This window comes from Pseudorhodobacter turbinis (assembly GCF_005234135.1).
In the GTDB taxonomy this organism is placed as follows: Bacteria; Pseudomonadota; Alphaproteobacteria; order Rhodobacterales; family Rhodobacteraceae; genus Pseudorhodobacter; species Pseudorhodobacter turbinis.
In genome coordinates this window covers 2,457,932-2,482,650 of sequence record NZ_CP039964.1, presented here as the reverse complement: position 1 = coordinate 2,482,650, position 24,719 = coordinate 2,457,932, and the positions used below count along the sequence as shown (strand labels likewise).

Sequence of the window (24,719 nt, the reverse complement as noted above, 5' to 3'; positions counted from 1 at the left end):
ATCAGCCTTTGCCGCGCCAATCGGCAATTTTACCGCACCGCGCAGTAGAATCGTCAACGCGCATCCACACGCCTCGGACATCAAACACCACGCGGCTGCACTTATCTGGTGCTAACCCAAAAAAGCCCGCGGATTTGGGCAAAAAGTACGCTTTACCCTCACGCTTAAGACCAACGACTATGTCGCTACACGGGCCCAGATCAAAACTCAGCACATCGGGCGCACCCGAAATCAGGTCAATCGCGGGGATCGGTGACAAAATCTATCCCCTCATTGCTGCCCCTTAGGCCAAGAGCAAAAGAGAACTACATCTTGGATGATCGTTGCAGCGCGCGCACCTGTTGCAAAGGTTGGCAAAAGCCACCTCGGGCCATCGTTAAGCTTGATCAATCATTCCCATTCGCTTTGTCAGCAGAAGACGGTCCACGCAGCGCAGGTTCCGGCGCGCCTTGCCCCATCCCTTCCAACACCCGCAACGGTCTGCGGACAACCGCGCCAAGCCCCCCTCGCGGCGCGGCACGTGGTTGTTTGGAAACCTCAACCATCAGTACCCCACCCGAGAGAAGCGGCGCAAAAAATCGGCCGTTACGCTCAAAAAACTCCGAGGTTCTGCGCCAGAACGGATGCCCCGAGGGAGGTGCATAAAGCGCCGAAACGCTCCGCTCTACCGTGAAGTCATGGCGTTTCAACTGTGCCTCCAGCTGCCCCAGCGAATAGGGGCGGCCAAAGCCAAAAGGTGTCACATCACGCCGCGCCCAAAGGCCCGCCCGTGACGGCACCACAAAAAGTGCGCGCCCGCCGGGGCCAAGCACGCGCGACGCCTCCTCCAGCACGGCCGAGGGTTGCTCCGATGTCTCCAACCCATGCATCAAAATCAGCTTGTCCACGATCCCCGTCGCCAAGGGCCAAGCCGTCTCCTCACATAGAACCGAGACATTCTCCATGCCCGCGGGCCATGGCATCACCCCTTGGGGTGCGGGCATCATTGCGATGACACGCCGCGCATCCGCCAGATAGGGGCGCATCAAAGGGGCCGCAAAGCCAAAACCCGCCATCGTCTGCCCCTTGGCATGGGGCCACATTCGCACCACGGTATCGCGAATCGCGCGCTGTGCCACGCGGCCCAATTTGGTCCGGTAATAAAAATTGCGAAGGTCGAGTACATCAAGATGCATTGCACAAAGGGCCTTTTTCGGGCGAAGTTGTGTTACAATACCCTAAGAGAGGCAAAAGACCATGGCACTTGAACTTATCACCATCCCCTGTCTGTCCAACAATTACGCCTTTCTGATCCACAATCCCGACAGCAAAGAGACCGCCCTGATCGACGTGCCCGAAGCAGCGCCCATTCTTGAAGCCCTGTCGGTGCGGGGTTGGACCCTGACGGATGTGCTGCTGACACACCACCATTGGGATCATATCGACGGGCTGCCCGATCTGTTGGCAGGGCTGGCGACGAAACCGCGCATCTGGGGGGCTGCTGCCGATGCCCACCGCCTGCCGCCCCTTGACCACGCCTTGACCGAGGCCGACACCGTGCAGATTTGCGGCGAAGAGGTCGAAATCCTCGATATGCCCGGCCATACGGTTGGCCATATCGCCTTTTACTTGCCCGCCTCCAAAATGTTGTTTTCCGGCGACAGCCTGATGGTCATGGGCTGTGGCCGCCTGTTTGAAGGTACGCCCGCGCAAATGTGGAACAGCCTGTGTAAAACCGCCAGCCTGCCCGGTGACACGCTGCTTTTGTCGGGCCATGAATACACCGCAGATAACATCGCTTTCGCGCGCTCCCTTGAACCGGAGAATTCGCAGCTTATCTCTTTAGCAAGCCGGGTGGCGGATCTACGCGCAGCAAACACACCGACGGTCCCGACAACCTTGGCGCAAGAACGCAACACCAATCCGTTCCTCCGCGCCCCTGACCCATCACTGAAGGCAGCCCTTGGCATGGCCACGGCACCTGACGTCGATGCCTTTACCGAAATCCGGGCAAGGAAGGATGCGTTCTGACCCAGCCCCCTCACGCCATCACTTTTTTCGGTTTCTGCGACACAAATTGCAATTAATCATAAATAGCACTTGAAGCCGCCGAAATAAAACCGAACCTTAAGACTATGAGGCCATGGTCAAAGGGCAACCGCCCCTTCGACCCGCAGAACACGAGGAGCACTATACCGTGCCATCATTTTCCACAACGCTTGAACAGGCAATCCACGGCGCTTTGGCCCTTGCCAATGCACGACGCCACGAACTCGCCACCCTGGAACATTTGCTTCTGGCCCTGATCGATGAGCCAGACGCTGCTCGGGTCATGAAGGCCTGCTCTGTCGATACAGATGAGCTGCGCAAAACCCTTAACGATTTCATCGAGGATGATCTTTCAACCTTGGTCACCGATGTCGATGGTTCCGAAGCAGTGCCCACAGCGGCCTTCCAACGCGTGATCCAGCGTGCTGCAATCCATGTGCAATCCTCGGGCCGCAATGAGGTGACGGGGGCCAATGTGCTGGTCGCCATCTTTGCCGAACGCGAATCCAACGCCGCTTATTTCCTGCAAGAGCAGGATATGACCCGCTACGACGCGGTAAACTATATCGCCCATGGTGTCGCCAAAGACCCCGCCTTTGGTGAGGCGCGCCCTGTCACAGGTGCCGAAGACCACGAAACCCCCAAAGGTGAGGCCGGTGAGGCCAAGGATTCCGCACTCTCCAAATATTGCGTGGATTTGAACGTCAAAGCGATCAACGGTGATGTCGACCCCCTGATCGGGCGGGAGTCAGAGGTGGAGCGTTGCATTCAGGTTCTTTGCCGTCGCCGCAAAAACAACCCGCTGTTGGTGGGCGATCCCGGGGTTGGTAAAACCGCAATTGCGGAAGGTCTGGCGTGGAAAATCATCAACGGCCAAACGCCGGATATTTTGTCCAAAACCACCATCTATAGCCTTGATATGGGCGCGCTTCTGGCCGGAACCCGCTATCGCGGTGATTTTGAGGAACGACTAAAAGCCGTGGTGAAAGAGATGGAAGCGCATCCCGATGCCGTGCTGTTCATCGACGAGATTCACACCATCATCGGTGCCGGTGCCACTTCGGGCGGAGCGATGGATGCGTCCAACCTTCTCAAACCAGCGCTTCAGGGCGGCAAGCTGCGCACCATGGGCTCCACCACCTATAAGGAGTTCCGCCAGCATTTTGAAAAGGACCGTGCGCTTGCACGTCGTTTCCAGAAAATCGACGTGAATGAGCCCTCTGTCCCGGATGCGATCAAGATCCTGACCGGTCTGAAGCCGCATTTCGAAGAACACCACGATCTGCGCTATACCGCCGATGCGATCAAATCAGCGGTGGAGCTGGCCGCGCGCTATATCAACGACCGCAAACTGCCCGACAGTGCGATCGATGTCATCGATGAAGCCGGTGCCGCACAGCATCTCGTCGCGGAATCCAAGCGTCGCAAAACCATCGGCGTCAAAGAGATTGAGGCCGTCGTTGCCAAAATCGCCCGTATTCCGGCCAAAAGCGTATCCAAGGATGATGCCGAAGTGCTTCGTGACCTGGAAAAATCGCTCAAGCGGGTGGTCTTTGGGCAGGACAAGGCGATTGAAGCATTGTCCTCGGCGATCAAACTGGCGCGGGCCGGGTTGCGCGAGCCTGAAAAACCGATCGGCAACTACCTCTTTGCCGGGCCAACGGGTGTGGGCAAAACCGAAGTGGCCAACCAGCTCGCCAATACCTTGGGGGTGGAGTTGTTGCGGTTTGACATGTCGGAATACATGGAAAAACACGCCGTATCGCGCTTGATCGGTGCCCCTCCCGGCTATGTCGGGTTTGATCAGGGCGGCATGTTGACCGATGGCGTGGATCAGCATCCGCATTGCGTGTTGCTGCTGGACGAAATGGAAAAGGCGCATCCTGACGTCTACAATATCCTGCTGCAGGTCATGGATCACGGCAAGCTGACCGACCATAATGGCCGGACAGTGGATTTCCGCAATGTTATCCTGATCATGACATCCAATGCCGGTGCGCAGGAAATGTCCAAATCCGCAATCGGCTTTGGCCGCGACCGCCGGACTGGTGAAGATACCGCCGCGATTGAGCGCACCTTCACGCCCGAATTCCGCAACCGTCTTGACGCCGTGATCAGCTTCGCCCCCTTGGGCCGCAGTGTCATCCGTCAGGTTGTGGAGAAGTTCGTATTGCAGCTTGAGGCACAGCTTTTGGACCGCAACGTCCATATCGAGCTGACCGAGGAGGCTGCCGATTGGCTGGGCGAAAAAGGCTACGATGACAAAATGGGGGCGCGTCCGCTTGGCCGTGTCATTCAGGAAAGCATCAAGAAACCGCTGGCCGAGGAGCTTTTGTTTGGCAAACTTATGAAGGGTGGTGTCGTCAAGGTTGGCGTGAAAGATGGCGCGCTTGATCTGACCTTTGAGGAACCGGGCAAGGCCCGCATCACGGGCCGCAAAACGCCGCTGTTGACCGCGGAATAATCAGCCAATTTTACCAGTGAGGCTCCTGCATATGCGGGGGCCTTATCCTTTTATGAGTACCTGATACAGGTCAACGTTCCGTCAATTTCAACTCGATCCGCCGGTTCTGCGCGCGCGCAGCCTCCGAATCGCCTTGGGCAACGGGTTGCCATTCCCCGAAACCAGTCGCCGCCATCCGCCCCGGCGGAAAGCCAAGGTCGTTTTGCATAAAGCGCACCACCGAAAGCGCCCGTGCCTGGCTCAACTCCCAGTTATCCGCAAATTCGCCCAGTCCCGAAAGCGGCACATTATCGGTATGCCCGTCGACCCGGATAACCCAATCAATGCCCGCAGGAATTAGATCCGAAATCTCACGCAAGCTGGCCACCACCCCCGCAATCTGCCGCCGCCCCTCACCAGCCAGATCGGCTGACCCCTGTTCAAACAACACCTCGGAGGAGAAAACGAACCGGTCGCCAACAATGCGCACGCCATCACGGCCGGCCAGAACCTCACGCATTTGACCGAAAAACTCTGATCGGAAATTCTCCAGCTTCTTCGTTTCGGCCTCCAGCCGGATGCGCTCTGCCTCCTCCAGCTCTGCGCGTTTTTTCTGCTCTTCGGCTACGCGGGCCAGCGCCGTGTTCAACTGCGTCCCCATTTCATCCAGCCGAACTGTCGCCGCCTCATCGCGCGCTGACGACGCATCAAGCAACCCCTGAAGGTTTCCCAATTGTCCGCGCAACGCTGCGACCTGTTCGTTCAAAAGCGCCATGCGCCGCGCATTTTCGGCTGATTGCGCCTGTTCTTGCGTCAAAGCCGCCTGTGCGGTGGCAAGCAAAGCCTCCTTTTCAGTCAATGCGCCCGCCGCCGTCGTTTGCGCGGCCGCCAGCAAGGTCAGCGTTTCCTCTGCCCGCTTGCGTTGTTCCTCCAGCGCCAGCGTCATTGCTGTTAGCTCATTTTCGGACGCCGCAAGGCGCGCGCGCAAAGCCTCGGCGGCGGCAATATCAGCAAGACGGGCTTTTTCTTCATCGCTCAGCTCTGTTTGCAAACCGGCAAGACGAACGCGCAAAACCTCTGCCGCGGCCCGTTCCGCAAGCAGCGCGCGCTCTGTCTCTGTCAGCTCCGCCTCCAACCCCGAAATCTGCGTCGTGGCCGCCGAAAGCGCCCCCGCCTGCCCCTCGGCCTGCGTCAATCGGGCCAGCGCATCGGAAAGCGTTGCCTCGCCCTCTGCCAGTTTTGATCGCAGATCTGCAACCAAAGCATCCAGCGCATCGCTGCGCGCAGCCGCAAGACGTGCTGTTTCAGATTGCGCATCCACCTCTTCGCGCGCCCGTGCAATTGAAAGGTTCAACGCTTCTTGTTCTGTCAACAGGCGGGTTTGCGCGGCCTCCAGATCGCTGACGGTCGCGGCCAAGGTTGCGGCCTCGCCCAAGGCGGCATCACGATCCACCAAAAGGCTCGCGACTTGGGATTCGAAACTGGCGATACGCGCGGTTGCAAATTCCAGATCCTTTTGACGCGCCGAAAGCTGCCCCGACAACGACGCAATCAAGGCCGCCTGTGCCGCGCCTTCGGCCTGCGCCTCTGACAGGGTTTCGTTCAACCGGCCAACGTCCTGTTCCAGATCATCCGCCCGCCCCCGCGCAAGCCCCAGCGCATCGGCCAAACCGGCAACCTGCGCGGTCAAATTGTCCAGCTCATGATCCTGACTGTCGATTGTTTCGCGCAGCACCGATTGCACGATCATGAAGATCGACAGCACGAACATCAAAACCAAAAGCAGCGCCGTCATCGCATCGACAAAGCCCGGCCAGATCGCGCCGTTCATCCGCTGCGATGACCGCCGACTCAACGCCATAGCCTAGCCCCGCCCCGCAGGATTGCGCGACAACTGCCGGACAGCGTTGGTCAGCCCCGCAATATCAGCCCGCAGGTCAGACATGCTTTCCTGACGTCCGGCTGCAATCTCTTCCAGTATCCGCAAAAGCTGCACATCAATTGACCGAAGCCGCATCCGGTTTTCCGCATCCGGCCCTTCCTCATTCGAGTTGGCAAGCACGGTCGCATAGCTGTCCTGCCCATCGGCGATCCGCGTCAATAGCACGCTTTGCGTGGCGGCAATCTGGGCCAGCTTGTCTTGCGTCTCGGCGCCTGTTTGCACCTTGGCAGACAAATCCTTGACCGCATTTGACAGGTGGCCCAGCTGTTCATCCGCCAGGCCACGCGATACATCCGCCTGCACAAACAGGTCTTGAAGCCGCTCCAACTGTCGCGCCATCTGGTCCATGACGCCACCAAGACCGGCCGCGCCCCCATCCGCATCGGCCGCATCCCCCGAGGAAAACCCGAGCCGCGTGATCGTGGACAGCCATTCTTCAAGCTCGCGGTAAAAGCGGTTTTGCCCGTGGCTGGCAAACAGTTCCAACATCCCGACCACAAGCGATCCGGCAAGCCCCAAAAGCGAGGAGGAAAACGCCGTGCCCATACCGCCCAGCTGCGCCTCAAGGCCCCCCATCAGCTTGTCAAACACCTGCATCCCCGTTTCGCCCTCTTGCGGGGCAAGGTTGCGGATGGTCTCAACCACGGCGGGAACCGTGGTGGCAAGCCCGTAGAACGTTCCCAAAAGGCCAAGGAAAATCAAAAGGTTGACAAGATAGCGCGTAATATCACGTGCCTCGTCAATGCGCGTCGCCACACTATCGAGGATAGAACGCGAGGAAGAGGCAGAGATTTGCATCCGCGCGCCCCGACTGCGCAGCAAGGCCGCCAATGGTGCCAACAGCCGCGGCACATGCACCGCATCGCGTTGTGCATCAGACGGGGCAAACCCGACGATCCAGCGCACAGATTGCATCAACTGGAACATTTGCCAAAAACAGGCAAGCACCCCAAAGACAAAGACCAGCCCGATAAAGCCGTTCAGCCAGACATTGGCCAGAAACACGCCCGAAAGCTGCCCCCACGCCACAAAGGCCCCTGCCGATACAAGGGCAATCACGATCAGCATCAGAACAATCTGACGGATCGGATGGGTGAATGACAGTTCTGCCTCGGTTACGGTCTTGTCCATTCGGCGCGCATGACCTTTTTTGGGTTAATAATGACCAGCTTAGGCTGCTGCGCGCGCTATGCCAACCATCATTTATGACCCGCGCCCCGCAAAGCCTGAACGCGGATGGAAAGCCACTGCATATCAGGGTCGGCGATGCCCAAATCCATCAAATGCGAGGCGGTATTGAACAGATAATCACAATTCGGACCTCGCCCGCCCACTGCCGTGGCAATAATGCCCGCTTGCTCTTCCAATGGCAGGCCGCCACAATATTGGTTGGTTTCACGGTTAATCACATAACACAGCGCCGTAACCTCGCGGCCGCAATCCAGTGTCAGGGGCAGCCATTCCTCTAGATATGCGCCCGAAATCAGTTCGCGTTCGCGCAAGACGGCCAAGGTTTCAGGTTCTGCCCCATCCTTCACACGAAAGGCAACACCGGTGCAACCTGCGGCTGCGGCACGGTCCAGCGCCAGCACAAGGCCGGGCGCGGCCTCGGTACCGCGATAATGGATGGAGCGCATGCAAAAGCTGCGGTGCCACCCCGATAGCCGCGCCACGCGCTGTTCTTCCACAGGGAATTCGGGGTTCCAGATCAATGACCCATAGCCAAAGACCCAAAGTGGTTTATGCATAGCCGTGGCCTCTTTTCATTTCGTCCTATAAATCGCAAAACTGTTGAAATTGAAAGAGGGGCGGCGGCAATGCGGTGGTTGACGGGTTTGGTACTGGTGCTGGCGGGCCTCTGGTCGGGCTATTGGTTCATCGGTGCGCGCGGGTTTGAGGGGGCTGCGAACGGCTGGATCACCGCCTTGCAAGATAGCGGCAAAACCGCCACCCATGACGGCTTGGCGGTGCGGGGCTTTCCCAACCGATTTGATCTGACCGTGACCGAACCGCATTTTGCCGATCCCGCAACCGGCATCGGCTGGCAGTCGGATTTTGTTCAGGTGCTGAGCCTAAGCTATAAACCTTGGCACCTGATCGCCGCCTTCGCGCCCACGCAACGGCTGACCCTGCCGCATGAGGGCATCACCCTTCGGAGCGAGAAAATGCAGACGAGCCTTGTGGCGCAGCCCCTGCCCGCCCTGCCGCTGGACCGGATTACCCTGATCGGTGATATGCTGGAGGCACAGGGCAATAGCGGCTGGAGCCTGCGCGCCGATGCGCTCCGCTTTGCCTCCCGTAGGGTAGATGGCGATGCACATGAGGTTGCCCTGACCATAACAGAGCTTTCGCCCGATCCGCAGCTCATGTCGCTTTTTGATGGGGCACTGCCTGACCGCATTGGCCTGATCCGGCTGGATGCCACCTTAGGTTTCACCGCCCCGATCGACCGTTTTATCCTTGAGACCCGCCCGCGTCTGGCCACCCTTGATCTGACCGAAGCGCGCGTGGATTGGGGCGACATACATGCATCAGCCAAGGGGCGGTTGATCGCCGATAGCGCGGGCTTTGCCCAGGGCGATATTGTGCTGCGGCTGACAAGCTGGCGGCTGGCGCTGGATGTGGCGCAAAGCACGGGGCTGATCGCGCCGGATGCCCGCCAGCTTTGGGATCAGGCAGCGGGCTTCTTGGCGGGTGACAGCGGCGACACGCTGGAACTGCCGATAAGCCTGCACAACGGGCGGGCAATGGTCGGCGCTATTCCGGTCGGACCCGCGCCACGCCTGCGTTAGCGTTCATTTGCAATATGGCCCGCCGCGATAAGAGGCCGTATCAAGGTGCAAATGGTCCATGTGATGCCCGTCCGACCCCGGCCCCAGCGTGGTGCCGAAAATCCCGCAAGCCGCTTTATGCGCCGCCCGGATCGGGGTGCCCTTACGCGTTTTATAGTGTTTCAGCACCGAAACCTCGGTCCCGTTCTTTAGCTGAAACCCTGCAATATCGATTGCTTTGCCGCGCCCGTGCTCACTGATACGTGCGCCTTTTTTGCTGTTGCGGGTTCGGCAGGTGTAATGGCCAGCCACACGCAGACCGACCAGCGTCTTGCCAGCAAAGGCAGGCTTGGCCTCTTCGCTGACCCAACTGCGCAAGGCACGCGCCGTGTCACAATCAAGCGTCGCGGGGATGCTAAGTGCAATGCCGTCCACCGCAGTCACGCGTACGGGATTTTGAATTCCGCAACCTTTGATCTTGCCGTTGATCTTCGCGATCATAGCGCCCTGAATGGCCGGATCATTGCAGACGGATCCTGCCGTAACGGGCTTGCTTGTGCCCAGCAGTTTGGACAGGAACCCTTTGCGAGGAGCGTCCACCTCTGGGCGGGGCATGGGGCGCGGGGATGACATTTCGGCAAAGACAGGCGCAGCACAGCAAAACGCGGCCAAAAGCAGGGGAAGCGTCATCTTCATCCGCGCGTCCCATCGGATTTCGAGGTTCCACCACGGCCAAAATCCGGCGCATCGGTATCTTGCCCTGCCTGAACGATGCTGCGCCGGATGGCACGGGTGCGGGTGAAATAGTCATGCAAATGCGCCCCGTCACCGGTACGAATGGCGCGCTGGAGGGCAAAAAGTTCCTCGGTGAAACGGCCCAAAATTTCCAGCGTGGCATCCTTATTGGTCAAAAACACGTCGCGCCACATTGTCGGGTCCGATGCGGCGATACGAGTAAAATCCCGAAAACCGGCGGCAGAGTATTTGATAACCTCACTATCCGTCACGCGCCCCAGATCATCGGCCACGCCGACCATCGTATAGGCGATAAGATGCGGCGTATGGCTGGTCACCGCCAACACAAGGTCATGGTGCGCGGGCTCCATCTCATCGACATTGGCGCCCATCCCTTCGCAAAGCGCGCGCAAGCGTGCCACGGCGTCAGGGTCCGTTCCGTCTGGCGGGGTCAGCAACCACCAGCGGTTTTCAAACAGCGTCGCAAAACCGGAACGCGGGCCGGAATGTTCCGTTCCCGCAATCGGGTGGCCCGGTACAAAATGCACACTATCAGGCAGATGCGGTGCCACAGCATCAATCACCGCTTGCTTGACCGAGCCGACATCCGTGACCGTCGCCCCTGCCTTCAGATGCGGGCCGATCTCGGCGGCGATATGCCCCATCACCCCGACCGGCACAGCAAGAACGACCAGATCCGCGCCCTCTACCGCCTCGGCGGCGGTTTCAAACACCGCATCGCACAGGCCCAATTCCATCGCCGCTGCACGGCTTTCGGCAGACTTGGCATGGCCGGTGATGCTGCCCACCAGCCCTCGTTGCCGCATGGCATGGGCCATCGACGAGGCAATCAGCCCCAAGCCTATCAGCGCGACCTTTTCATATATGACGGCCATCAATCCCTGCCCTTGAACTGCGCAACGGCATGGACAACACGCCGACACGCGCTTTCATCACCCACGGTGATGCGCAGGCAATGCGGCAACTTATAGCTTGCCACCCGCCGCACGATCAGCCCCTCACTACGCAGATGCATATCGCAGGCCTCGGCCTCTTCCGCGCTGGCGAAACGGGCAAGGATGAAATTGGCCAGCGAGGTATCAGAGGGGATGCCAAGGGTGGCCAATGCCTCGGCCAGCCAAATGCGCAGGCGGGCATTCTCAGCACGGCAACGGGCGACATAGTCTTGGTCGCCCACGGCAGCCTCGGCGGTTTCAAGCTGCGTATTGGACAGGTTGAACGGCCCGCGAATACGGTTGAGCACGTCGATAATCGCCTTGGGCCCATAGCCCCAGCCGATGCGCAGCCCGCCAAGGCCGTAGATCTTGGAAAAGGTACGCGTCATCACCACATTTTCACGGGCCTCGACCAAGGAAAGCCCGCCGTCATAGCCATCGACATATTCGGCATAAGCCCCATCAAGCACCAAGATCGCCTGTGGCGGCAAACCATCGGCAAGCTGCGCGATCTCAGCCTCTGAGATCATGGTGCCGGTGGGGTTGTTCGGATTGGCGATGAAGACCAGCTTCGTGCGCTCATTACAGGCGGCCAAAAGTGCGGCGACATCGGTTGTGCGCTCACGCTCACACACCTCAACGGGGGTGGCGCCGGCGGCCATGGCCGAAATCCGGTACATCAAGAAGCCATGTTCGGTGAACAACACCTCATCCCCCGGCCCGGCATAAGCCTGACACAGGAAGTGGATGATCTCATCGCTGCCCACGCCGCAAATCACACGGTCAGGGTCAAGCCCGTGGGTTTGCCCGATCGCCAACCGCAAGGCGGCATGGTCGGTGCTGGGATAGCGGTGCAGCTGATGGACCGAACGGGCAAAGGCCTCTTTGGCCTTATCGGACGGGCCCGCCGGATTTTCGTTCGAGGATAGCTTGATGGTGTTGGACTTGCCCGCAACCGTGGCGGCACCGCCCTCATACAAGGCGATATCCATAATGCCGGGCTGCGGCTGAATTTGCGTCGTCATGACCGTGTTCCCCCAAGATTAGGGCTTAGTTACCCCCTTGCAGGCAGCGTGACCAGTACCCACAAACACGAAAACGCCGCCCAAAACGGGGCGGCGTTTCCAGATAGCCCATAAATAAGGGCTAGGATTAGTTTTTGGCGTAATATTCGACCACGAGGTTTGGTTCCATCTGTACCGGATATGGTACATCGCCCAAAGTCGGGGTGCGAATGAAAGTCGCTGTCATCTTGGAGTGATCGGCCTCAATGTAGTCAGGCACGTCACGCTCAGCCAGAACAACGGCTTCGAGCAACACAGCCAACTGCTTGGAGCGGTCACGTACAGCAATCACATCGCCTTCTTTACAACGGTAAGACGCGATGTTCACGCGCTGGCCGTTCACGGTGACGTGGCCGTGGTTTACGAACTGACGGGCCGCAAACACAGTCGGCACGAATTTCGCGCGGTACACAATCGCATCCAGACGACGTTCCAGCAGGCCTACCAGGTTTTCACCTGTATCGCCTTTAACACGCTCGGCTTCGCCAAAGATCTTGCGGAATTGCTTTTCGGTCAAATCGCCGTAGTAACCCTTCAGCTTTTGCTTTGCGCGCAGCTGGGTACCAAAGTCCGAGAGTTTGTTCTTGCGGCGCTGACCGTGCTGGCCGGGGCCGTATTCGCGGCGATTTACTGGGGATTTTGGACGGCCCCAGATGTTTTCGCCCATACGGCGGTCAATTTTATACTTGGCAGAGGTCCGTTTGGTCATCTCTGATCTCCTTCGTTCAAGACATGAAGGGCGTTGTCCTTCCCCGCCGCGCAGGCCTGCAAAGGCCTAAACTTTGGGTGACAGGTTTCCCGTTGCCGGGTCCACCAACACCAATGAAAAGCCCCCGGAAATATCCGAGGACTTGCGGGCTTATATATGGGCAGGGGGCAGTGTCAACCGCTTAGGCCATCTTGCGCCAAAAGCGGGCAGGAAACACAATTCCGCGATCTTCGGTGCAATCGCGCGCCTTGGGTGTTAGGTCTTTTGAAAATACAGAGGAAAACCGATCATGACGCAAAACGCCCAAACCAACCGCCGCATCGTTCTGGCAGAACGCCCGAAAGCGGCACCTGACGCCAACACTCTTCGCCTAGAGGACGCAGCGATTCCATCCCCCGGCCCCGGCGAGATGCTGTTGCGCTCGGTTTATCTGTCGCTGGACCCCTATATGCGCGGCCGGATGAATGACACAAAATCCTATGCCACGCCGGTGCCGATTGGCGGGGTGATGACAGGGCAAGTGGTGGCCGAGGTGATGGTCTCCAACCTCGATGGCTTTGCCCCCGGCGATTACGTTCTGGCGGGCAGCGGCTGGCAGGATTACGCGGTCTCGGACGGGGTTGAGGTGCTGAACCTTGGCCCGAAACCGGCGAACCCGTCGTGGTCCTTGGGGATCATGGGAATGCCCGGCTATACCGCCTATGCGGGCCTGCTGAAGATCGGAGAGCCGAAAGCCGGTGAAACAGTCGTTGTCGCAGCCGCCTCAGGGCCGGTCGGGGCCACCGTGGGCCAGATCGCCAAGCTGAAAGGCTGCCGCGTTGTCGGGATCGCGGGGGGCGCCGAGAAATGCTCGCATGTGGTGGAAACCTTGGGGTTTGACGCCTGTATCGACCATAAATCCGCCGATTTCGCTGAACAACTGGGTGCGGCCTGCCCCGATGGCATCGACGTCTATTTCGAGAATGTCGGCGGCAAGGTGCTTTACGCGGTCTTGCCCTTGCTGAACGCTTTTGCACGGATGCCGATTTGCGGTGTTGTTTCGTGGTACAACATCCCCGGCCTACCTGATGGGCCGGATATGGGGCCTGTCATCATGGGTACAATCTTGCGGATGAAGGTAAAGGTACAAGGCTTCATCATCTTCGACAGCTTCCCCCGCAGCCTTTACGCCGAGTTTGCACGCGACATGACCGGCTGGCTGGAGGAAGGCAAAATACACTATACCGAAGAAGTCATCGACGGGTTGGAAAACGCGCCAGAGGGGCTTTATGGCCTGTTGGAAGGGCGCAGCTTTGGCAAAAGGGTGGTGCGGCTGTAAAGCCCCACTACGAACGCTATATCGAAGTCAGCTTTGCGGCGCGTGGCAGGAGATCCCGTTCACGCCCCGCCCTCGGGTTTATGCCCGCCCGTAGGCCTCGGCAATCGCGACCTTCATCGCGGCCTCAGGCGTGTGGTCAGCCCATGTAACCATTTGGAATGCTGGGTAAAACCGTTCCGCCGCCATCACCGCGCCTGAAATAAGACGGTCGATCTGTTCGGGGCCCGCAACCTGCCCGCCCGCAAGGCAGAGGCCATAGCGCCAGACCATCAACTTTTGATCGCCCCACCATGTGAATGCGCCGTTCCAGACCATATCATTGCAGCGGTTCAACACGTCATAGAGGGCGGAAATACGGCCCTCTGGCGGCTCCATCTCAAACGTGCAGATCAGGCGCAGGGTCTCATCATGGTCCGACCATGCCAGCGTAAGCGAGTAGGTCCGCCATTGGCCCTCAACCGACATTGCGATCTGGTTATCGGTAACGCGATCAAATTCCCACGCATGGTCATTGGCCAGCGTTTCCACGATGTCGATCGGATGGATTTCCTCCGAGAAGTAGTCTTCAGAAAGTGACATAGCCCCGCCTCGCATTTCCGGTCCTTGCGATGATGCCCGATGGTAAGGGCGAACACACAAGAAGCTGAGTGTTTGGCAAGAACAAGCGTCTTACCCGTTACCAACTTACTAGATATAGTGTGCGAGGAGCGAAACCCTGTAAAGAGAATTTTGGAAAATCTTCTGTGGACAAGTCCAAAACTTATCCACGAAATCGACATTCAGAGGGGTAACACAGCAATACATCCCCAAGTTGCGAGTGCGCCGAGAGAATCGCGCGTGGATGCCCGATCGCTATTGCGCAGCTTTCTGGCTGTCAATCCATATGCCCAAAGAGGCGATGTCGGGCAGAACAACATCGGCATAGGGCGCCAGCTCTGCCGTGTCGGCGATGCCGGTCAACACCCCGACGCAGCGCATCCCCGCCGCGCGCCCTGCCACAAGATCATGCACGCTATCGCCGACCATAATCGCGCGGGCGGGATCAACACCGGTCTGGCGGGCAAAGGCAAGGCACATCCCCGGCCCCGGCTTGGCCCCATGGCCCGAATCGTGGCCCGCGATAAAATCGAACAGATCAAGTACCCCATGCGCCGTAAGATGGGCACGGGCCGGACGCTCTGTATCATTGGTCGCAAGCCCCAGCTTTAGCCCGCGATCCCGCAAGCCCTCCAGAACCGCGCGCAACGGCACGGCGGGCGCCATCACAGCATCCTGCGCTTGGGCGTTCAACAGGTCTTCCAATCCGGTCAGGCTTTGCCCCGGAAGGAGTGGCAAAAGCACGGTGGCGATATCTGTGGCAGTGGCCGCGATGACCGGGCTGTCGGGCTGGAAATCGCGGGCGAATCGGTCATAGCCGATGGCCGTCGCCAACATATCGGCATGGGCATCATCAACCGCGATCTGCAACAAAAGCCGTTCCGTCCATGCACCCCAGCTTTTACGGAAGTCAAACAGCGTCCCGTCCTTGTCAAACACCACCCCGTCAATCATCGCGCGCGCCCTTTCATTTAAACGGCACCATGGACGGCGGTGCCGGAAAAGGCAATCGCAGGGCCAACAGCCTCAAGTCCAATGGATTTCCGCGCCCCCCGGCAAGACGGCCCGCGCACGCATCGGCATCTCATAGGCCAGGCTTTCTGCCTCACAAAATCCCATCACCCACGCATCATCCATTAACAGAAAATCAAGTATCGAGCCGAGAAACTCCGCCTGCTGCGCGCTTTTTGAAAGGTCATCAACCGACGCCCCCGTTGCGCCAAGAAAGGTTCCGAACAGATCTTCATCCGCCGCCAGCCACCCCAAGGCCTTCAAAGCGATCATTTCGGCGGTTTCCTGCTTCATCATCGGCGGTTTCCCTCTCATATGTGACGTAACCCCGAGAACGGTCCGCCGATTGTTTCAATTGCCGCCAAATTGGAAAGAGTTTCTTAACCACTTGGTCACAAAGATAACCATATCCTTACTTGAGCGGATCTAGGAATACAAAGATGGCTGGAAAAATTCTCATTGTGGACGATGTGGCGACAAATCGCATCGTTTACAAAGTAAAGCTCGGCGCTGCGTGCTACGCGCCGATTCTCGCCTCTGACGGGGCGTCATGCCTTGCGCTTGCCCGAAGCGAAAAACCGGATCTGATTTTGCTGGATCTGGTTTTGCCGGACATGTCGGGAACCGAGGTTCTGCGCCATTTACGTGCGGATCCCGAACTTGCCAGCATTCCCGTTGTCGTCTTTTCCGCCGAGGCCGATATGAAAGCGCGTCTGGCTGCCCTTTATGCAGGTGCCGATGACTTCTTGGCCAAATCGGTCGACGATCAAACGTTGATGGCGCGGTTGCGTAACCTGTTGCGCGGACGCGAGGCGATGGCAGAACTGGAAAGCGGTGCCGCGCCGATCCGCGCCTTGGGCTTTGCAGAGCTTGCATCAGGGTTTCACCTGCCCGGCTCTATCGCGCTTGTGTCCCACCGTCCCGAAACCGCGCTGCGCTGGCGGCATGACCTTGGGGCGCATCTGCCCGACCAGATGACCATGATGTCGCGCGAGGGCGCCTTATCCGAGGTACAGCTGACCCCGGTGCCGGATGTGTTCATTATCGAATCCGATCTGGCCGATCCGATGGGCGGCCTGCGCCTGATGTCAGAACTGCGCAGCCGCCCCCAAACCCGCCATGCCGCGATTTGCATTGTTAAAAATGGTCCGGCCAATTCAGATGCCGCAATGGCATTTGATCTTGGGGCCGATGATGTCGTCAGCAATGAGATGGACCCGCGTGAATTCGGGCAGCGCGTTGCACGGCTTTTGCAGCGCAAAACCGCAGCGGACAAGCTGCGCGCCTCGGTTCGGGACGGGCTGCGTATGGCAGTGATCGACCCGCTGACTGGGCTGCACAACCGCCGCTATGCCATCAGCCAACTGGCCGAGATCGCCTCTCGGGCGCGCAGCTCGAAACGGCCCTTTGCCCTGATGGTCATCGATCTGGACCGTTTCAAGCAGGTGAATGATACCTTCGGCCACCCTGCCGGTGATGCGGTGCTGACGGAAGTTGCGCGCAGACTGGCGGCGAACATCCGCGGCGGCGACCTGCTTGCGCGGATCGGCGGGGAGGAGTTCCTGATCGCCCTGCCCAATACCGATCTGGCAAATGCCAACACCATCGCCCAACGTCTGTGCCGCGCCATGCAAGAGGTGCCTTTTGATATTCCGGGCTTTGCGCCGCTTGACTTAACAGCCTCTATCGGGTTGGCAATTTGCGACAATGGCCAGACATGGACCGAAGAACCTGTCGCCGCCGTGATCGAACGCGCGGATCAGGCCCTCTTGATGGCGAAATCGGGCGGGCGCAACCAGGTCACGATCAGCCACGCAGCCGCGTAAGGTTGCGGCAGGATCAATTCGGTTCAGGGCGCGGACGGTCCCGTTTCGGTTTGCGCTTCACCGCCTCTTCCAGACGGTCGGCAAGTGCTGTGCGCTCTGCCTCGCTCATGTTGCTGATCCGTTCAAGCAAAAGGGTTTGCCCCAATGCCTGACGCTCGGCAATCCGGGCGGCGCCGGCATCAAGCGCCTGCTTCAGCACCTCCAGCTCAAAGGGGTCGGCGCGCAGAGCAGCAAGCATCGCGTGCAAATCATCCCGCATTTGCTGGCGATCACGCAAAACATCCTTTTTCACCTTCCCGTAAGAGCGACGAATGGCCGTGCGGTCTTCTTTGGTCAGGGCCTCGCCAAAAATCCCGAAGCCGATGTCACGCGCCACAAATTCGGCGCGCTTATGGCCAAACCCGCCCAAGGCGGCCCCCCCGATCACACCGGCAACCGCCAGATTCAACGCCAGAGAGGTGAACAAAACAAGCCGCCCCCACCGGAACGGTGGCTTGGGCGGGGTGGGGGCATGGTTGTCGGTCATCTTCTATCCTTCAATCAGGAAATCGTCATAGGCAGGCATGACATCAAGGGTTTCTGTCACTTCGCTACTCGCCAAAATCATATCGGTCACAACATTGACCCCCGTCGGATCAGCAAAGCCGATCCAAAGCCCGGCCAGCGTCGCGGTGGACAGGCCCGCCAGTGCAGGCAGCCCGCCAATCGCCGCCAAAAGCGCGGCCCACCGGCGCGGCTTCGGCACGGCCCTAAGCGCCGCGCTCCGGGGTTGGAATGCCTCGGCATCCGCCAGCACCCGCGCCATAAGATCGGGTGATGCACCAACCGAATGACGGCGCGCTGTGGCAAACAGATCGTCCAGATCACTGTCTTGCATCTTAGGTCCCTTCCTCATAGCCCAGCTCGGCGCGGCGTCCGGCCATCGCTGTGGCCAAAGCACGCTTGCCGCGGGCCGTTAAACTTTCAACAGCTTCCACACCGATATCCATTACTTCGGCAATCTCGGGGTTCGACAACCCTTCGATGTGGCGCAAAACAACCGCTTGGCGCTGACGTTCCGGCAGGCTTGCCAGCCCTTCGTTCAGCGCATCCATCCGGTCGCGATCAATCATCGAGGCTTCCACGCTTTGCACATCATCGGCAATATCGGGGGCCTCATCCAGCCCCACGGCGCGGCGACGGGTGCGGCCGCGCAGGCGGTCGGTACACAGATTGCTGACCACCCGGTAAAGCCAGGTCGAAACCTTCGCCTCGCCCTGCCGCCATTCCGGCGCAATACGCCAAAGCCGCAGCATCGCCTCTTGGGCCACATCCTCTGCCTCGGCACGATCACCTGACAACATGCGGGTCGCAAAGCCCAGAACGCGCGGCAAGTGCCGCGCCGTAAGCTCACGTGCAGCCAACGGGTCCCCATTGGCATAGAGCACCATAAGCGCCTCATCCGGGATTTCTGAGGTGGTGTCGAAGGGCATTTCCATCCTATCGGCAGTAGCGATCTACGCACATAACTGCAATCCTTGCAGGTGTGCCCCCCGACCTGATCGGGGGGCCGGTCGGCTTAATTGTCGTCGTGCTTGCCTTTACGGTCGTGCTTGCCCTTGTGGCCGCCATTACCTTTGCGCTTGGACATCTTTTCCTTTGCGGCATCTGCCTCGGCTTTGGAAATCGCGCCATCGCCATCGGTATCAACCCGGTCAAACATCTTATCGCCACGGTCCATCGGCGGGGCCATTTCGGCCAAGCTTACAACGCCGTCATCATTGGCATCCATCCGCTCCATCATGCGTTTGACACCGCGCGCCTGACGCTCTGCCTTGCGCTGTTCATGGGCGGCGATCATCTCGGCCTCTGAGATATTGCCGTCATTATCGGTGTCCATTGCCGCAATCTGTGCGCTGTGGAATGCCGCGATTTCATCCTTGGTCACCTTGCCGTCTGCATTGGCATCCGCTTGGGCAAAATCAAACATCGGAGGGCCTTGGCGATCCCCGCGCTGATCGGCAACCGCCGCGGTAGAAAACCCGCCGACAATCAAGGCGGCCATTGTTACTGCGCTCAGAATGGTTTTGGATTTGTTAAACATCATATTCTCCGGTTTTTGCATCGACGGGCGATCTTGCCCTGCTTCATACCAATACAAACGCAGCAGCCCGGGGTTTCCGTCGCAAAGATGCAAAGTTTTTCGCAAGAAACGCGACAGAGGCGTTCTTTTGCTCCACTTCCCCGATAAAAGCCGTTATGGGTCGGACTATAGAGCCAAATGATACGGAGACCCAGCGCATGACCGACCAAACCGCAATGATGGAAGATGATCGCCCCGTGGGTCAGGCCTTGCGCCGCGGATGGCGCTGCCGTTGCCCCAATTGCGGAAAGGGGGCCATGCTGCAAGGCTATCTGACGGTTCGTGATAGCTGCCCTTCTTGTCATGAGGAACTTTCGCATCACCGCGCCGATGATGGGCCCGCCTATTTGACCATCCTGATCGTCGGGCACCTCCTTGCGCCGCTTATCTTATGGGCCTTCGTCACCTACCGCCCCGAGCCGCTGGTGCTGGCATCCATCTTTTCGCTGGGAACGGTGGCGCTGTCGCTGTTCTTGTTGCCCCGCATGAAGTGTATGGTCGTTGCGATGCAATGGTCGCGGCGGATGCATGGTTTTGCCAACCGTGACTGAGGCTGTGATCGACAAAACCGCCCTGCGCCATGCCGCCACGATTGTGCTTTGGCGTGCAGGGGCTGATGGCGCGCCAGAGGTGCTTATGGGCCAGCGCGGCGCAAAAGCGGCCTTCATGCCGTCAAAATACGTGTTTCCCGGCGGTGCCGTCGATCCGGCCGATGCCCATGTGGATCTGGCCAAGGCGTTGCCACCGACCTGTGCAGCGCGGCTACAGGTTGATGCCGACATCAACCCCGAGGTCCTCGCCGCCGCCGCGATACGCGAGCTGTGGGAAGAAACCGGCCTTGCCCTTGGCACCAAGGGCGATTGGGCCTGCCCGCCCGCCGATGTTGATCATGACTGGGCAGGCTTTGCCGCGCGCGGGTTGATCCCTTCGGCACAAGAGATGCAGTTCATCTTTCGCGCCATCACCCCGCCCGGCCGCCCCCGCCGCTTTGACGCGCGCTTCTTTCTGGTGCCCGCGACACAGGTGGCCGGCGATGTGGATGATTTCTCTGCCGCCTCGGATGAGCTGTCGCACCTGCACTGGATCGCCCTTGCAGATACCCGCACGCTTGACCTGCCCTTCATCACCGAAGTGGTTCTTGCCGAAGTGGCGGGCGTTTTGCAAAATGGTCCCAATACGGCCGGTGTGCCATTTTTCGACAATTCCGGAAACCGCCCGCAATTTCGCAGGCTTGTTTAGGCGACTGCAACGATCAAGATGATCGACACGGCCAGCAGGCCCATCCCCGCGATCTCGCGTTTGCTTGGCTTTTCGCCAAAAACAAAAAGTGAGACGAGGATGGAAAAGATAAGCTCCACCTGCCCGACCGACCGCACATAGGCCGCGTTTTGCAGCGCGAATGCCGTGAACCATCCCAGCGATCCCAGTACCCCCGTCACCCCGACGGGCAAGGTTGCGCGCCATGCGCCGAGAACTTTGGTCACCTCGCCCGCCTCGCGCCAACGCAACCAAAGCGCCATCGCCACGGTCTGGAACGCCGTCACACAGGCCAGTGCCAGCATCGCCCGAAACAGTGGATCTGGGTTTGCAATTTCAATCGTGGCCCCGCGATACCCGATAGCCGAAAGTCCGAAAAACGCCCCCGCCAAAAGCCCCAACACCGTCGCACGGTTCAGAATTTTACCCGCAAGCCAGCCTTCCGGCGGGCGCGACAACATCAACACCCCGGCAAAGCCGATCAGAATCGCCAGAATGCCATAGCCTGAAACCGCCTCGGCCAGAAACACGGCAGAAAACAGCGCGACCTGCACCGTTTCGGTTTTGGTAAAGGCGATGCCCACGGCAAAGCTGCGTTCGGAAAACAGCGCCACGGTGCAAAAGGTCGCAATAATTTGCGCCACGCCGCCCATCACCGCAAAGGCCCAAAATGCCCCGCCAAGCGTTGGGATGTCATAGCCCCGCCATGCCATCAGCACCGCCACGCCAAGCCCCGCAAGTGGCACGGCAAACAAAAAGCGTGAAAATGTTGCGCCCCCCGTGGACAGGCCGATCCCCTTCAGCCGCTTTTGCAGCATGAAACGGAGGGTCTGCACGGCGGCAGCGGCGACGGTTGCGATAATCCAGATTTCCATGCCCCCTCTTGGCATGCAGCATAAGGACTGTCGAGCAGAGTTTGCCCGTTACCCGCGCAATCTCAAGCCCTTAGCGTAGCCGGGCGGTGGTATAGCCGTTCCAAGCCAGCACCTCTTGCGCGGCGCGCATCCGGTCTGGCGCGATGGGGCCACGGTTCAGGATAAACCCGAAACGCCCCGAAGGCGTGCCGATCGCAATGGTGCGGTAACCGACATCGGCCCAAAGCACCCACCATGCCTCCCCCTGCGGGGGGACGAAACGGCCCGGCCCCGTGGCAACCAGCGGGCCGGAGAAAACCGTTTGCACCCCGTTCAGGCACAGCTGCGCCTCGACCCGCAAACCCTGTGTGATCCTTGCATGACCAAGCTGGCACGGCGCAGCATCTGGCGCGGCGAACTCCGCAACCTGCACCCAGTCACCGATCAGGCGCGCATCCTCTAGCACCGCGTTGGAATATATCTGTGCCCCCGGATCCCGGAACCCCGTAGAAGGGACGCAGCCCACCAAGAAACACAATGCGATCAATCTATACAAAGCTCTACCCGCCGTCCGTCATTTTGCAAAATCGCATTGCAGCCCAGCAATGGTTTGACCGGCGCGCAAGTACCTGAGCGTGCAAGGCAAACCCCGTCACAATCCGCCGCGCGGCGACATTGCTTGCCACTGTCGTTTGTGGGTTCTTGGCATGTCATCAAGCCCGACCCCGGCGCCGCAACATACCGCCCCCCGCGTTTGAGGCAGGCAATATGACCGGCCGTTTTCGGGGTGACAGCAAGTGGCGGGGCAACCGGCTCAAGCGGTGTCACTTCAACCGCGGGGCCTTGAATTGCCGCAGGGCTGGCAAGCTCCTCTGTGCCGCGATCAGGCAGGCACCCCGTCAAAGCGAGCACAGCCACCAGTAAAACCGCACCCCGAAACACCCGCGCGCCCATATCAGTAAGGCTGCGGGAAGGCGCGGCGGGTCGCTGCGATTTCCTCCATCACCTCATCGGACAGGGTAAGCTTCGCGGCCCCGATATTGGTCTTCAACTGCTCCAGGCTAGAGGCGCCAATGATCGGAATGACCGGATATGGCCGGTTGCGCACGAAGGACAGCGCCATCTGGTTCGGGTCCAACCCGTGACGGGCCGCGATACCCAGATAGGCGGCGACGGCCTCAAACACTTGCGGGGTGATGCGCCCGCCCAAATCCGGAGTGCAAGCGCGGCGGGTTCCATCGGGGATCACATCGCCCGCATATTTCCCCGACAAAAGCCCCACCGCAAGCGGCGAATAGGCCAGCAGGGGCATGTTCTCCATCGCGGAAAACTCTGCCCAGTCGCTATCAAACTGGCGGCACAGCAAAGAGTATTCGTTTTGCACCGTCGCCATGCGTGGCAAGCCCAAAGACTGCGCCAACCGCAGCCAGTTTGCCGCCCCCCAAACCGATTCATTGGACAGCCCGATCGCGCGAATTTTGCCCTCGGCCACCAGCTTGTCCGCGACCTGCAAAAGCTCGGTCATATCCGCAAACACTTCGGTGGCCGGGGTTGTGCTGGGGGCATAGCCCCAGATTTTACGAAAGTGATAAGATCCACGATTGGGCCAATGCAGCTGGAACAAATCAATGTAATCCGTCTGCAACCGCTTCAACGAGGCCTCGACCCCTGCGCGCAGGCTGGCGCCCGTGATCGGCGCACCGTCGCGCACATGGGGATGCCCCTCGCCCGTGACTTTGGTGGCCAGCACAACCTTGTCACGGCCCCCGTTGCGGGCGAACCAGTTGCCGATGATGGTTTCCGTGCCGCCAATGGTTTCGGCGCGCACAGGGTTGGTCGGATACATCTCGGCGGTGTCCCAAAAGTTCACACCGTGTTCCAACGCCAGTGCGATCTGGTCGTGGCCCTCACGCTCGGTGTTCTGGGTGCCCCATGTCATAGTGCCAAGGCAATATTCCGATACGGAAAACCCGGTTGAACCAAGTGGGATTTGTTTCATGCGCGTGCCTTTCCAAGTGCCATTTCAGCGCGCAAGGTTGCATCATTCCCGCGCAGGCGCAAGCAAGACCAAAGCCTTATCCCCGACGAAGCAAATCTGCGATATCCAGCATCCGGTTGGAAAAACCCCACTCGTTATCATACCAACCAAAAACCCGCAGCATCCCGCCGGTTGTGATCCGCGTTTCCGGGCAAGCCATGATGATGCTTTCGCGCCGTGCCCGCAGATCAGTGGACACCAACGCCCTATCGGTCGCGCCGATCACGCCACCCTTTGCGCGAAAAGCGGCGTTCACCGCCTCCACGCTGGCAGGGCGTTCGGTCATCACGGCAAGATCCACCGCCGAGACGCTGACCACGGGCACCCGCACTGCCGAACCTTCGATTCGGCCGGCAAGTTCGGGCAAAACATGGTCAAGCAGGCGCTGCGCCGATGTGGTTGTCGGCACCATTGAAACCGCCGCCGCACGGCTACGCGCGAAATCACCGGCCGGGGCATCAACCGTGGGCTGGCTGCCGGTATAGCAGTGGATCGTGGTCATAGAGCCGGTAACAACCCCCCATTCCGCCGCGATCAGCGCAACCAAGGGCGCCAGCGCATTGGTCGTGCAAGAGGCGTTGGACAAGATGCGGTGGGCGTGCGGGTCCAGCCCCGCCTCGTTCGCGCCCAGAACCACCGTATAATCCGCCGCCGCCGAAGGGCCGGACACCAGCACCCGCGCGGCACCCGCCCGCAAGCCGCGTGCTGCCATCTCGCGCCCGTCCGCGCGGCCCGTGCATTCCATCACCAAATCCACCCCGCGCAGATCGAGGCAAGAGATATCCGTCTGCCGGTGCAAGGGGATGCTGCGCCCGTCGACTTTCAGCGCGCCATCCTCTAGCACGACAGAGCCGTGCCACGGGCCGAAAACGCTATCAAACTCAAACAGATAGGCGCACATATCAGGGGCGGCGATATCGTTTATCCCGACGATCTCCAGCCCCGGCCAACGTTCTGGCGATTGCAGGAACGCGCGCAAGACCGACCGCCCTATACGTCCGAAACCGTTGATGAATACCCGCATAACCTGCCCCTCAATAGCCCAAGC

General features: G+C 59.6%; 27 protein-coding genes. 7 read left to right on the top strand and 20 right to left on the bottom strand.

Annotated features, from left to right (window positions below):
- Positions 1-386 precede the first annotated feature (386 nt).
- On the bottom strand, positions 387-1,175 hold the full coding sequence (locus EOK75_RS11930) for a class I SAM-dependent methyltransferase (RefSeq protein ID WP_137194161.1): 789 nt from the start codon (positions 1,173-1,175) through the stop codon (positions 387-389).
- 61 nt (positions 1,176-1,236) lie between these two features.
- Here EOK75_RS11930 and gloB point away from each other — a divergent pair, with 61 nt between their 5' ends.
- Both gloB and clpA read left to right on the top strand, forming a co-directional pair.
- Positions 1,237-2,010, top strand: a complete 774-nt coding sequence (gene gloB / locus EOK75_RS11925) for a hydroxyacylglutathione hydrolase (protein WP_137194160.1) — start codon at positions 1,237-1,239, stop codon at positions 2,008-2,010.
- Between the two features lie 166 nt (positions 2,011-2,176).
- Positions 2,177-4,492, top strand: coding sequence for an ATP-dependent Clp protease ATP-binding subunit ClpA (clpA, locus tag EOK75_RS11920; RefSeq protein WP_137194159.1), 2,316 nt, complete (start codon positions 2,177-2,179; stop codon positions 4,490-4,492).
- A gap of 70 nt (positions 4,493-4,562) precedes the next feature.
- On the opposite strand, the gene EOK75_RS11915 is transcribed toward clpA, so the two are convergent.
- The 3 genes from EOK75_RS11915 to EOK75_RS11905 all read right to left on the bottom strand — a co-directional run bounded on the left by EOK75_RS11915 (position 4,563) and on the right by EOK75_RS11905 (position 8,161).
- Entirely contained in the window at positions 4,563-6,332 is a 1,770-nt protein-coding gene (locus EOK75_RS11915) for a peptidoglycan -binding protein (protein ID WP_137194158.1), read from the bottom strand.
- Between the two features lie 3 nt (positions 6,333-6,335).
- A complete protein-coding gene (locus EOK75_RS11910; protein ID WP_137194157.1) occupies positions 6,336-7,544 on the bottom strand; it encodes a biopolymer transporter ExbB in 1,209 nt (402 codons plus the stop codon).
- 68 nt (positions 7,545-7,612) lie between these two features.
- Positions 7,613-8,161, bottom strand: coding sequence for a gamma-glutamylcyclotransferase (locus EOK75_RS11905; RefSeq protein WP_137194156.1), 549 nt, complete (start codon positions 8,159-8,161; stop codon positions 7,613-7,615).
- 69 nt (positions 8,162-8,230) lie between these two features.
- Between EOK75_RS11905 and EOK75_RS11900 the strand changes: the two genes are divergently transcribed.
- Entirely contained in the window at positions 8,231-9,205 is a 975-nt protein-coding gene (locus EOK75_RS11900; protein ID WP_168199219.1) for a DUF2125 domain-containing protein, read from the top strand.
- 3 nt (positions 9,206-9,208) lie between these two features.
- Here the strand turns inward: EOK75_RS11900 and EOK75_RS11895 are convergent, their stop codons facing one another.
- From EOK75_RS11895 to rpsD, 4 genes are all read right to left on the bottom strand, one after another.
- Complete coding sequence (locus EOK75_RS11895; RefSeq protein WP_137194154.1) at positions 9,209-9,880, bottom strand: extensin-like domain-containing protein; 672 nt, start codon at positions 9,878-9,880, stop codon at positions 9,209-9,211.
- Entirely contained in the window at positions 9,877-10,815 is a 939-nt protein-coding gene (locus EOK75_RS11890) for a prephenate/arogenate dehydrogenase family protein (protein WP_137194153.1), read from the bottom strand. Before EOK75_RS11890 ends, EOK75_RS11895 begins: the two co-directional genes overlap by 4 nt.
- Positions 10,815-11,900: a histidinol-phosphate transaminase gene (gene hisC / locus EOK75_RS11885; protein WP_137194152.1), complete on the bottom strand. Its 1,086-nt coding sequence runs from the start codon at positions 11,898-11,900 to the stop codon at positions 10,815-10,817. The genes EOK75_RS11890 and hisC overlap by 1 nt, the downstream gene beginning before the upstream one ends.
- Before the next feature lie 127 nt (positions 11,901-12,027).
- Positions 12,028-12,648, bottom strand: coding sequence for a 30S ribosomal protein S4 (gene rpsD, locus EOK75_RS11880; protein WP_137194151.1), 621 nt, complete (start codon positions 12,646-12,648; stop codon positions 12,028-12,030).
- A gap of 289 nt (positions 12,649-12,937) precedes the next feature.
- Here rpsD and EOK75_RS11875 point away from each other — a divergent pair, with 289 nt between their 5' ends.
- Complete coding sequence (locus EOK75_RS11875) at positions 12,938-13,966, top strand: NADP-dependent oxidoreductase (RefSeq protein WP_137194150.1); 1,029 nt, start codon at positions 12,938-12,940, stop codon at positions 13,964-13,966.
- Between the two features lie 78 nt (positions 13,967-14,044).
- On the opposite strand, the gene EOK75_RS11870 is transcribed toward EOK75_RS11875, so the two are convergent.
- From EOK75_RS11870 to EOK75_RS11860, 3 genes are all read right to left on the bottom strand, one after another.
- Positions 14,045-14,545 carry a type III secretion system chaperone family protein gene (locus EOK75_RS11870; RefSeq protein WP_137194149.1) on the bottom strand — a complete coding sequence of 167 codons (501 nt, stop codon included), beginning with the start codon at positions 14,543-14,545 and terminating at the stop codon, positions 14,045-14,047.
- Between the two features lie 273 nt (positions 14,546-14,818).
- Complete coding sequence (locus tag EOK75_RS11865; RefSeq protein ID WP_137194148.1) at positions 14,819-15,517, bottom strand: HAD family hydrolase; 699 nt, start codon at positions 15,515-15,517, stop codon at positions 14,819-14,821.
- A gap of 72 nt (positions 15,518-15,589) precedes the next feature.
- The gene (locus EOK75_RS11860) at positions 15,590-15,868 is read right to left on the bottom strand and encodes a DUF3572 domain-containing protein (RefSeq protein ID WP_137194390.1); all 279 of its coding nucleotides are present in this window, start codon (positions 15,866-15,868) and stop codon (positions 15,590-15,592) included.
- 146 nt (positions 15,869-16,014) lie between these two features.
- On the opposite strand from EOK75_RS11860, the gene EOK75_RS11855 reads away from it, so the two are divergent.
- On the top strand, positions 16,015-17,400 hold the full coding sequence (locus EOK75_RS11855) for a diguanylate cyclase (RefSeq protein ID WP_137194147.1): 1,386 nt from the start codon (positions 16,015-16,017) through the stop codon (positions 17,398-17,400).
- Positions 17,401-17,413: 13 nt separating this feature from the next.
- Here EOK75_RS11855 and EOK75_RS11850 read toward each other — a convergent pair whose 3' ends face one another.
- From EOK75_RS11850 to EOK75_RS11835, 4 genes are all read right to left on the bottom strand, one after another.
- Complete coding sequence (locus tag EOK75_RS11850) at positions 17,414-17,926, bottom strand: periplasmic heavy metal sensor (protein ID WP_137194146.1); 513 nt, start codon at positions 17,924-17,926, stop codon at positions 17,414-17,416.
- A 3-nt stretch (positions 17,927-17,929) separates the two neighbouring features.
- Positions 17,930-18,277, bottom strand: coding sequence for a dihydroorotate dehydrogenase (locus EOK75_RS11845; RefSeq protein WP_137194145.1), 348 nt, complete (start codon positions 18,275-18,277; stop codon positions 17,930-17,932).
- Position 18,278: 1 nt separating this feature from the next.
- Positions 18,279-18,878 carry an RNA polymerase sigma factor gene (locus tag EOK75_RS11840; RefSeq protein ID WP_137194144.1) on the bottom strand — a complete coding sequence of 200 codons (600 nt, stop codon included), beginning with the start codon at positions 18,876-18,878 and terminating at the stop codon, positions 18,279-18,281.
- Positions 18,879-18,958: 80 nt separating this feature from the next.
- Positions 18,959-19,483, bottom strand: a complete 525-nt coding sequence (locus tag EOK75_RS11835; RefSeq protein ID WP_168199218.1) for an EF-hand domain-containing protein — start codon at positions 19,481-19,483, stop codon at positions 18,959-18,961.
- A gap of 197 nt (positions 19,484-19,680) precedes the next feature.
- Between EOK75_RS11835 and EOK75_RS11830 the strand changes: the two genes are divergently transcribed.
- Together EOK75_RS11830 and EOK75_RS11825 are read left to right on the top strand one after the other, a co-directional pair.
- Positions 19,681-20,073, top strand: a complete 393-nt coding sequence (locus EOK75_RS11830; protein ID WP_137194142.1) for a DUF983 domain-containing protein — start codon at positions 19,681-19,683, stop codon at positions 20,071-20,073.
- Positions 20,051-20,761 (top strand): NUDIX hydrolase, encoded by a 711-nt coding sequence (locus EOK75_RS11825; RefSeq protein WP_137194141.1) that lies wholly within the window; start codon positions 20,051-20,053, stop codon positions 20,759-20,761. Before EOK75_RS11830 ends, EOK75_RS11825 begins: the two co-directional genes overlap by 23 nt.
- On the opposite strand, the gene EOK75_RS11820 is transcribed toward EOK75_RS11825, so the two are convergent.
- The 5 genes from EOK75_RS11820 to EOK75_RS11800 all read right to left on the bottom strand — a co-directional run bounded on the left by EOK75_RS11820 (position 20,758) and on the right by EOK75_RS11800 (position 24,695).
- Positions 20,758-21,654, bottom strand: coding sequence for a DMT family transporter (locus EOK75_RS11820; RefSeq protein ID WP_137194140.1), 897 nt, complete (start codon positions 21,652-21,654; stop codon positions 20,758-20,760). The genes EOK75_RS11825 and EOK75_RS11820 overlap by 4 nt on opposite strands.
- 70 nt (positions 21,655-21,724) lie before the next feature.
- Positions 21,725-22,189 carry a lipocalin family protein gene (locus EOK75_RS11815; protein WP_137194139.1) on the bottom strand — a complete coding sequence of 155 codons (465 nt, stop codon included), beginning with the start codon at positions 22,187-22,189 and terminating at the stop codon, positions 21,725-21,727.
- Positions 22,177-22,575, bottom strand: coding sequence for a hypothetical protein (locus tag EOK75_RS11810; protein ID WP_168199217.1), 399 nt, complete (start codon positions 22,573-22,575; stop codon positions 22,177-22,179). Before EOK75_RS11810 ends, EOK75_RS11815 begins: the two co-directional genes overlap by 13 nt.
- Positions 22,576-22,588: 13 nt before the next feature.
- A complete protein-coding gene (locus EOK75_RS11805) occupies positions 22,589-23,632 on the bottom strand; it encodes an aldo/keto reductase (RefSeq protein ID WP_137194137.1) in 1,044 nt (347 codons plus the stop codon).
- Between the two features lie 76 nt (positions 23,633-23,708).
- Positions 23,709-24,695 carry a type I glyceraldehyde-3-phosphate dehydrogenase gene (locus tag EOK75_RS11800; protein ID WP_137194136.1) on the bottom strand — a complete coding sequence of 329 codons (987 nt, stop codon included), beginning with the start codon at positions 24,693-24,695 and terminating at the stop codon, positions 23,709-23,711.
- Positions 24,696-24,719 lie beyond the last annotated feature (24 nt).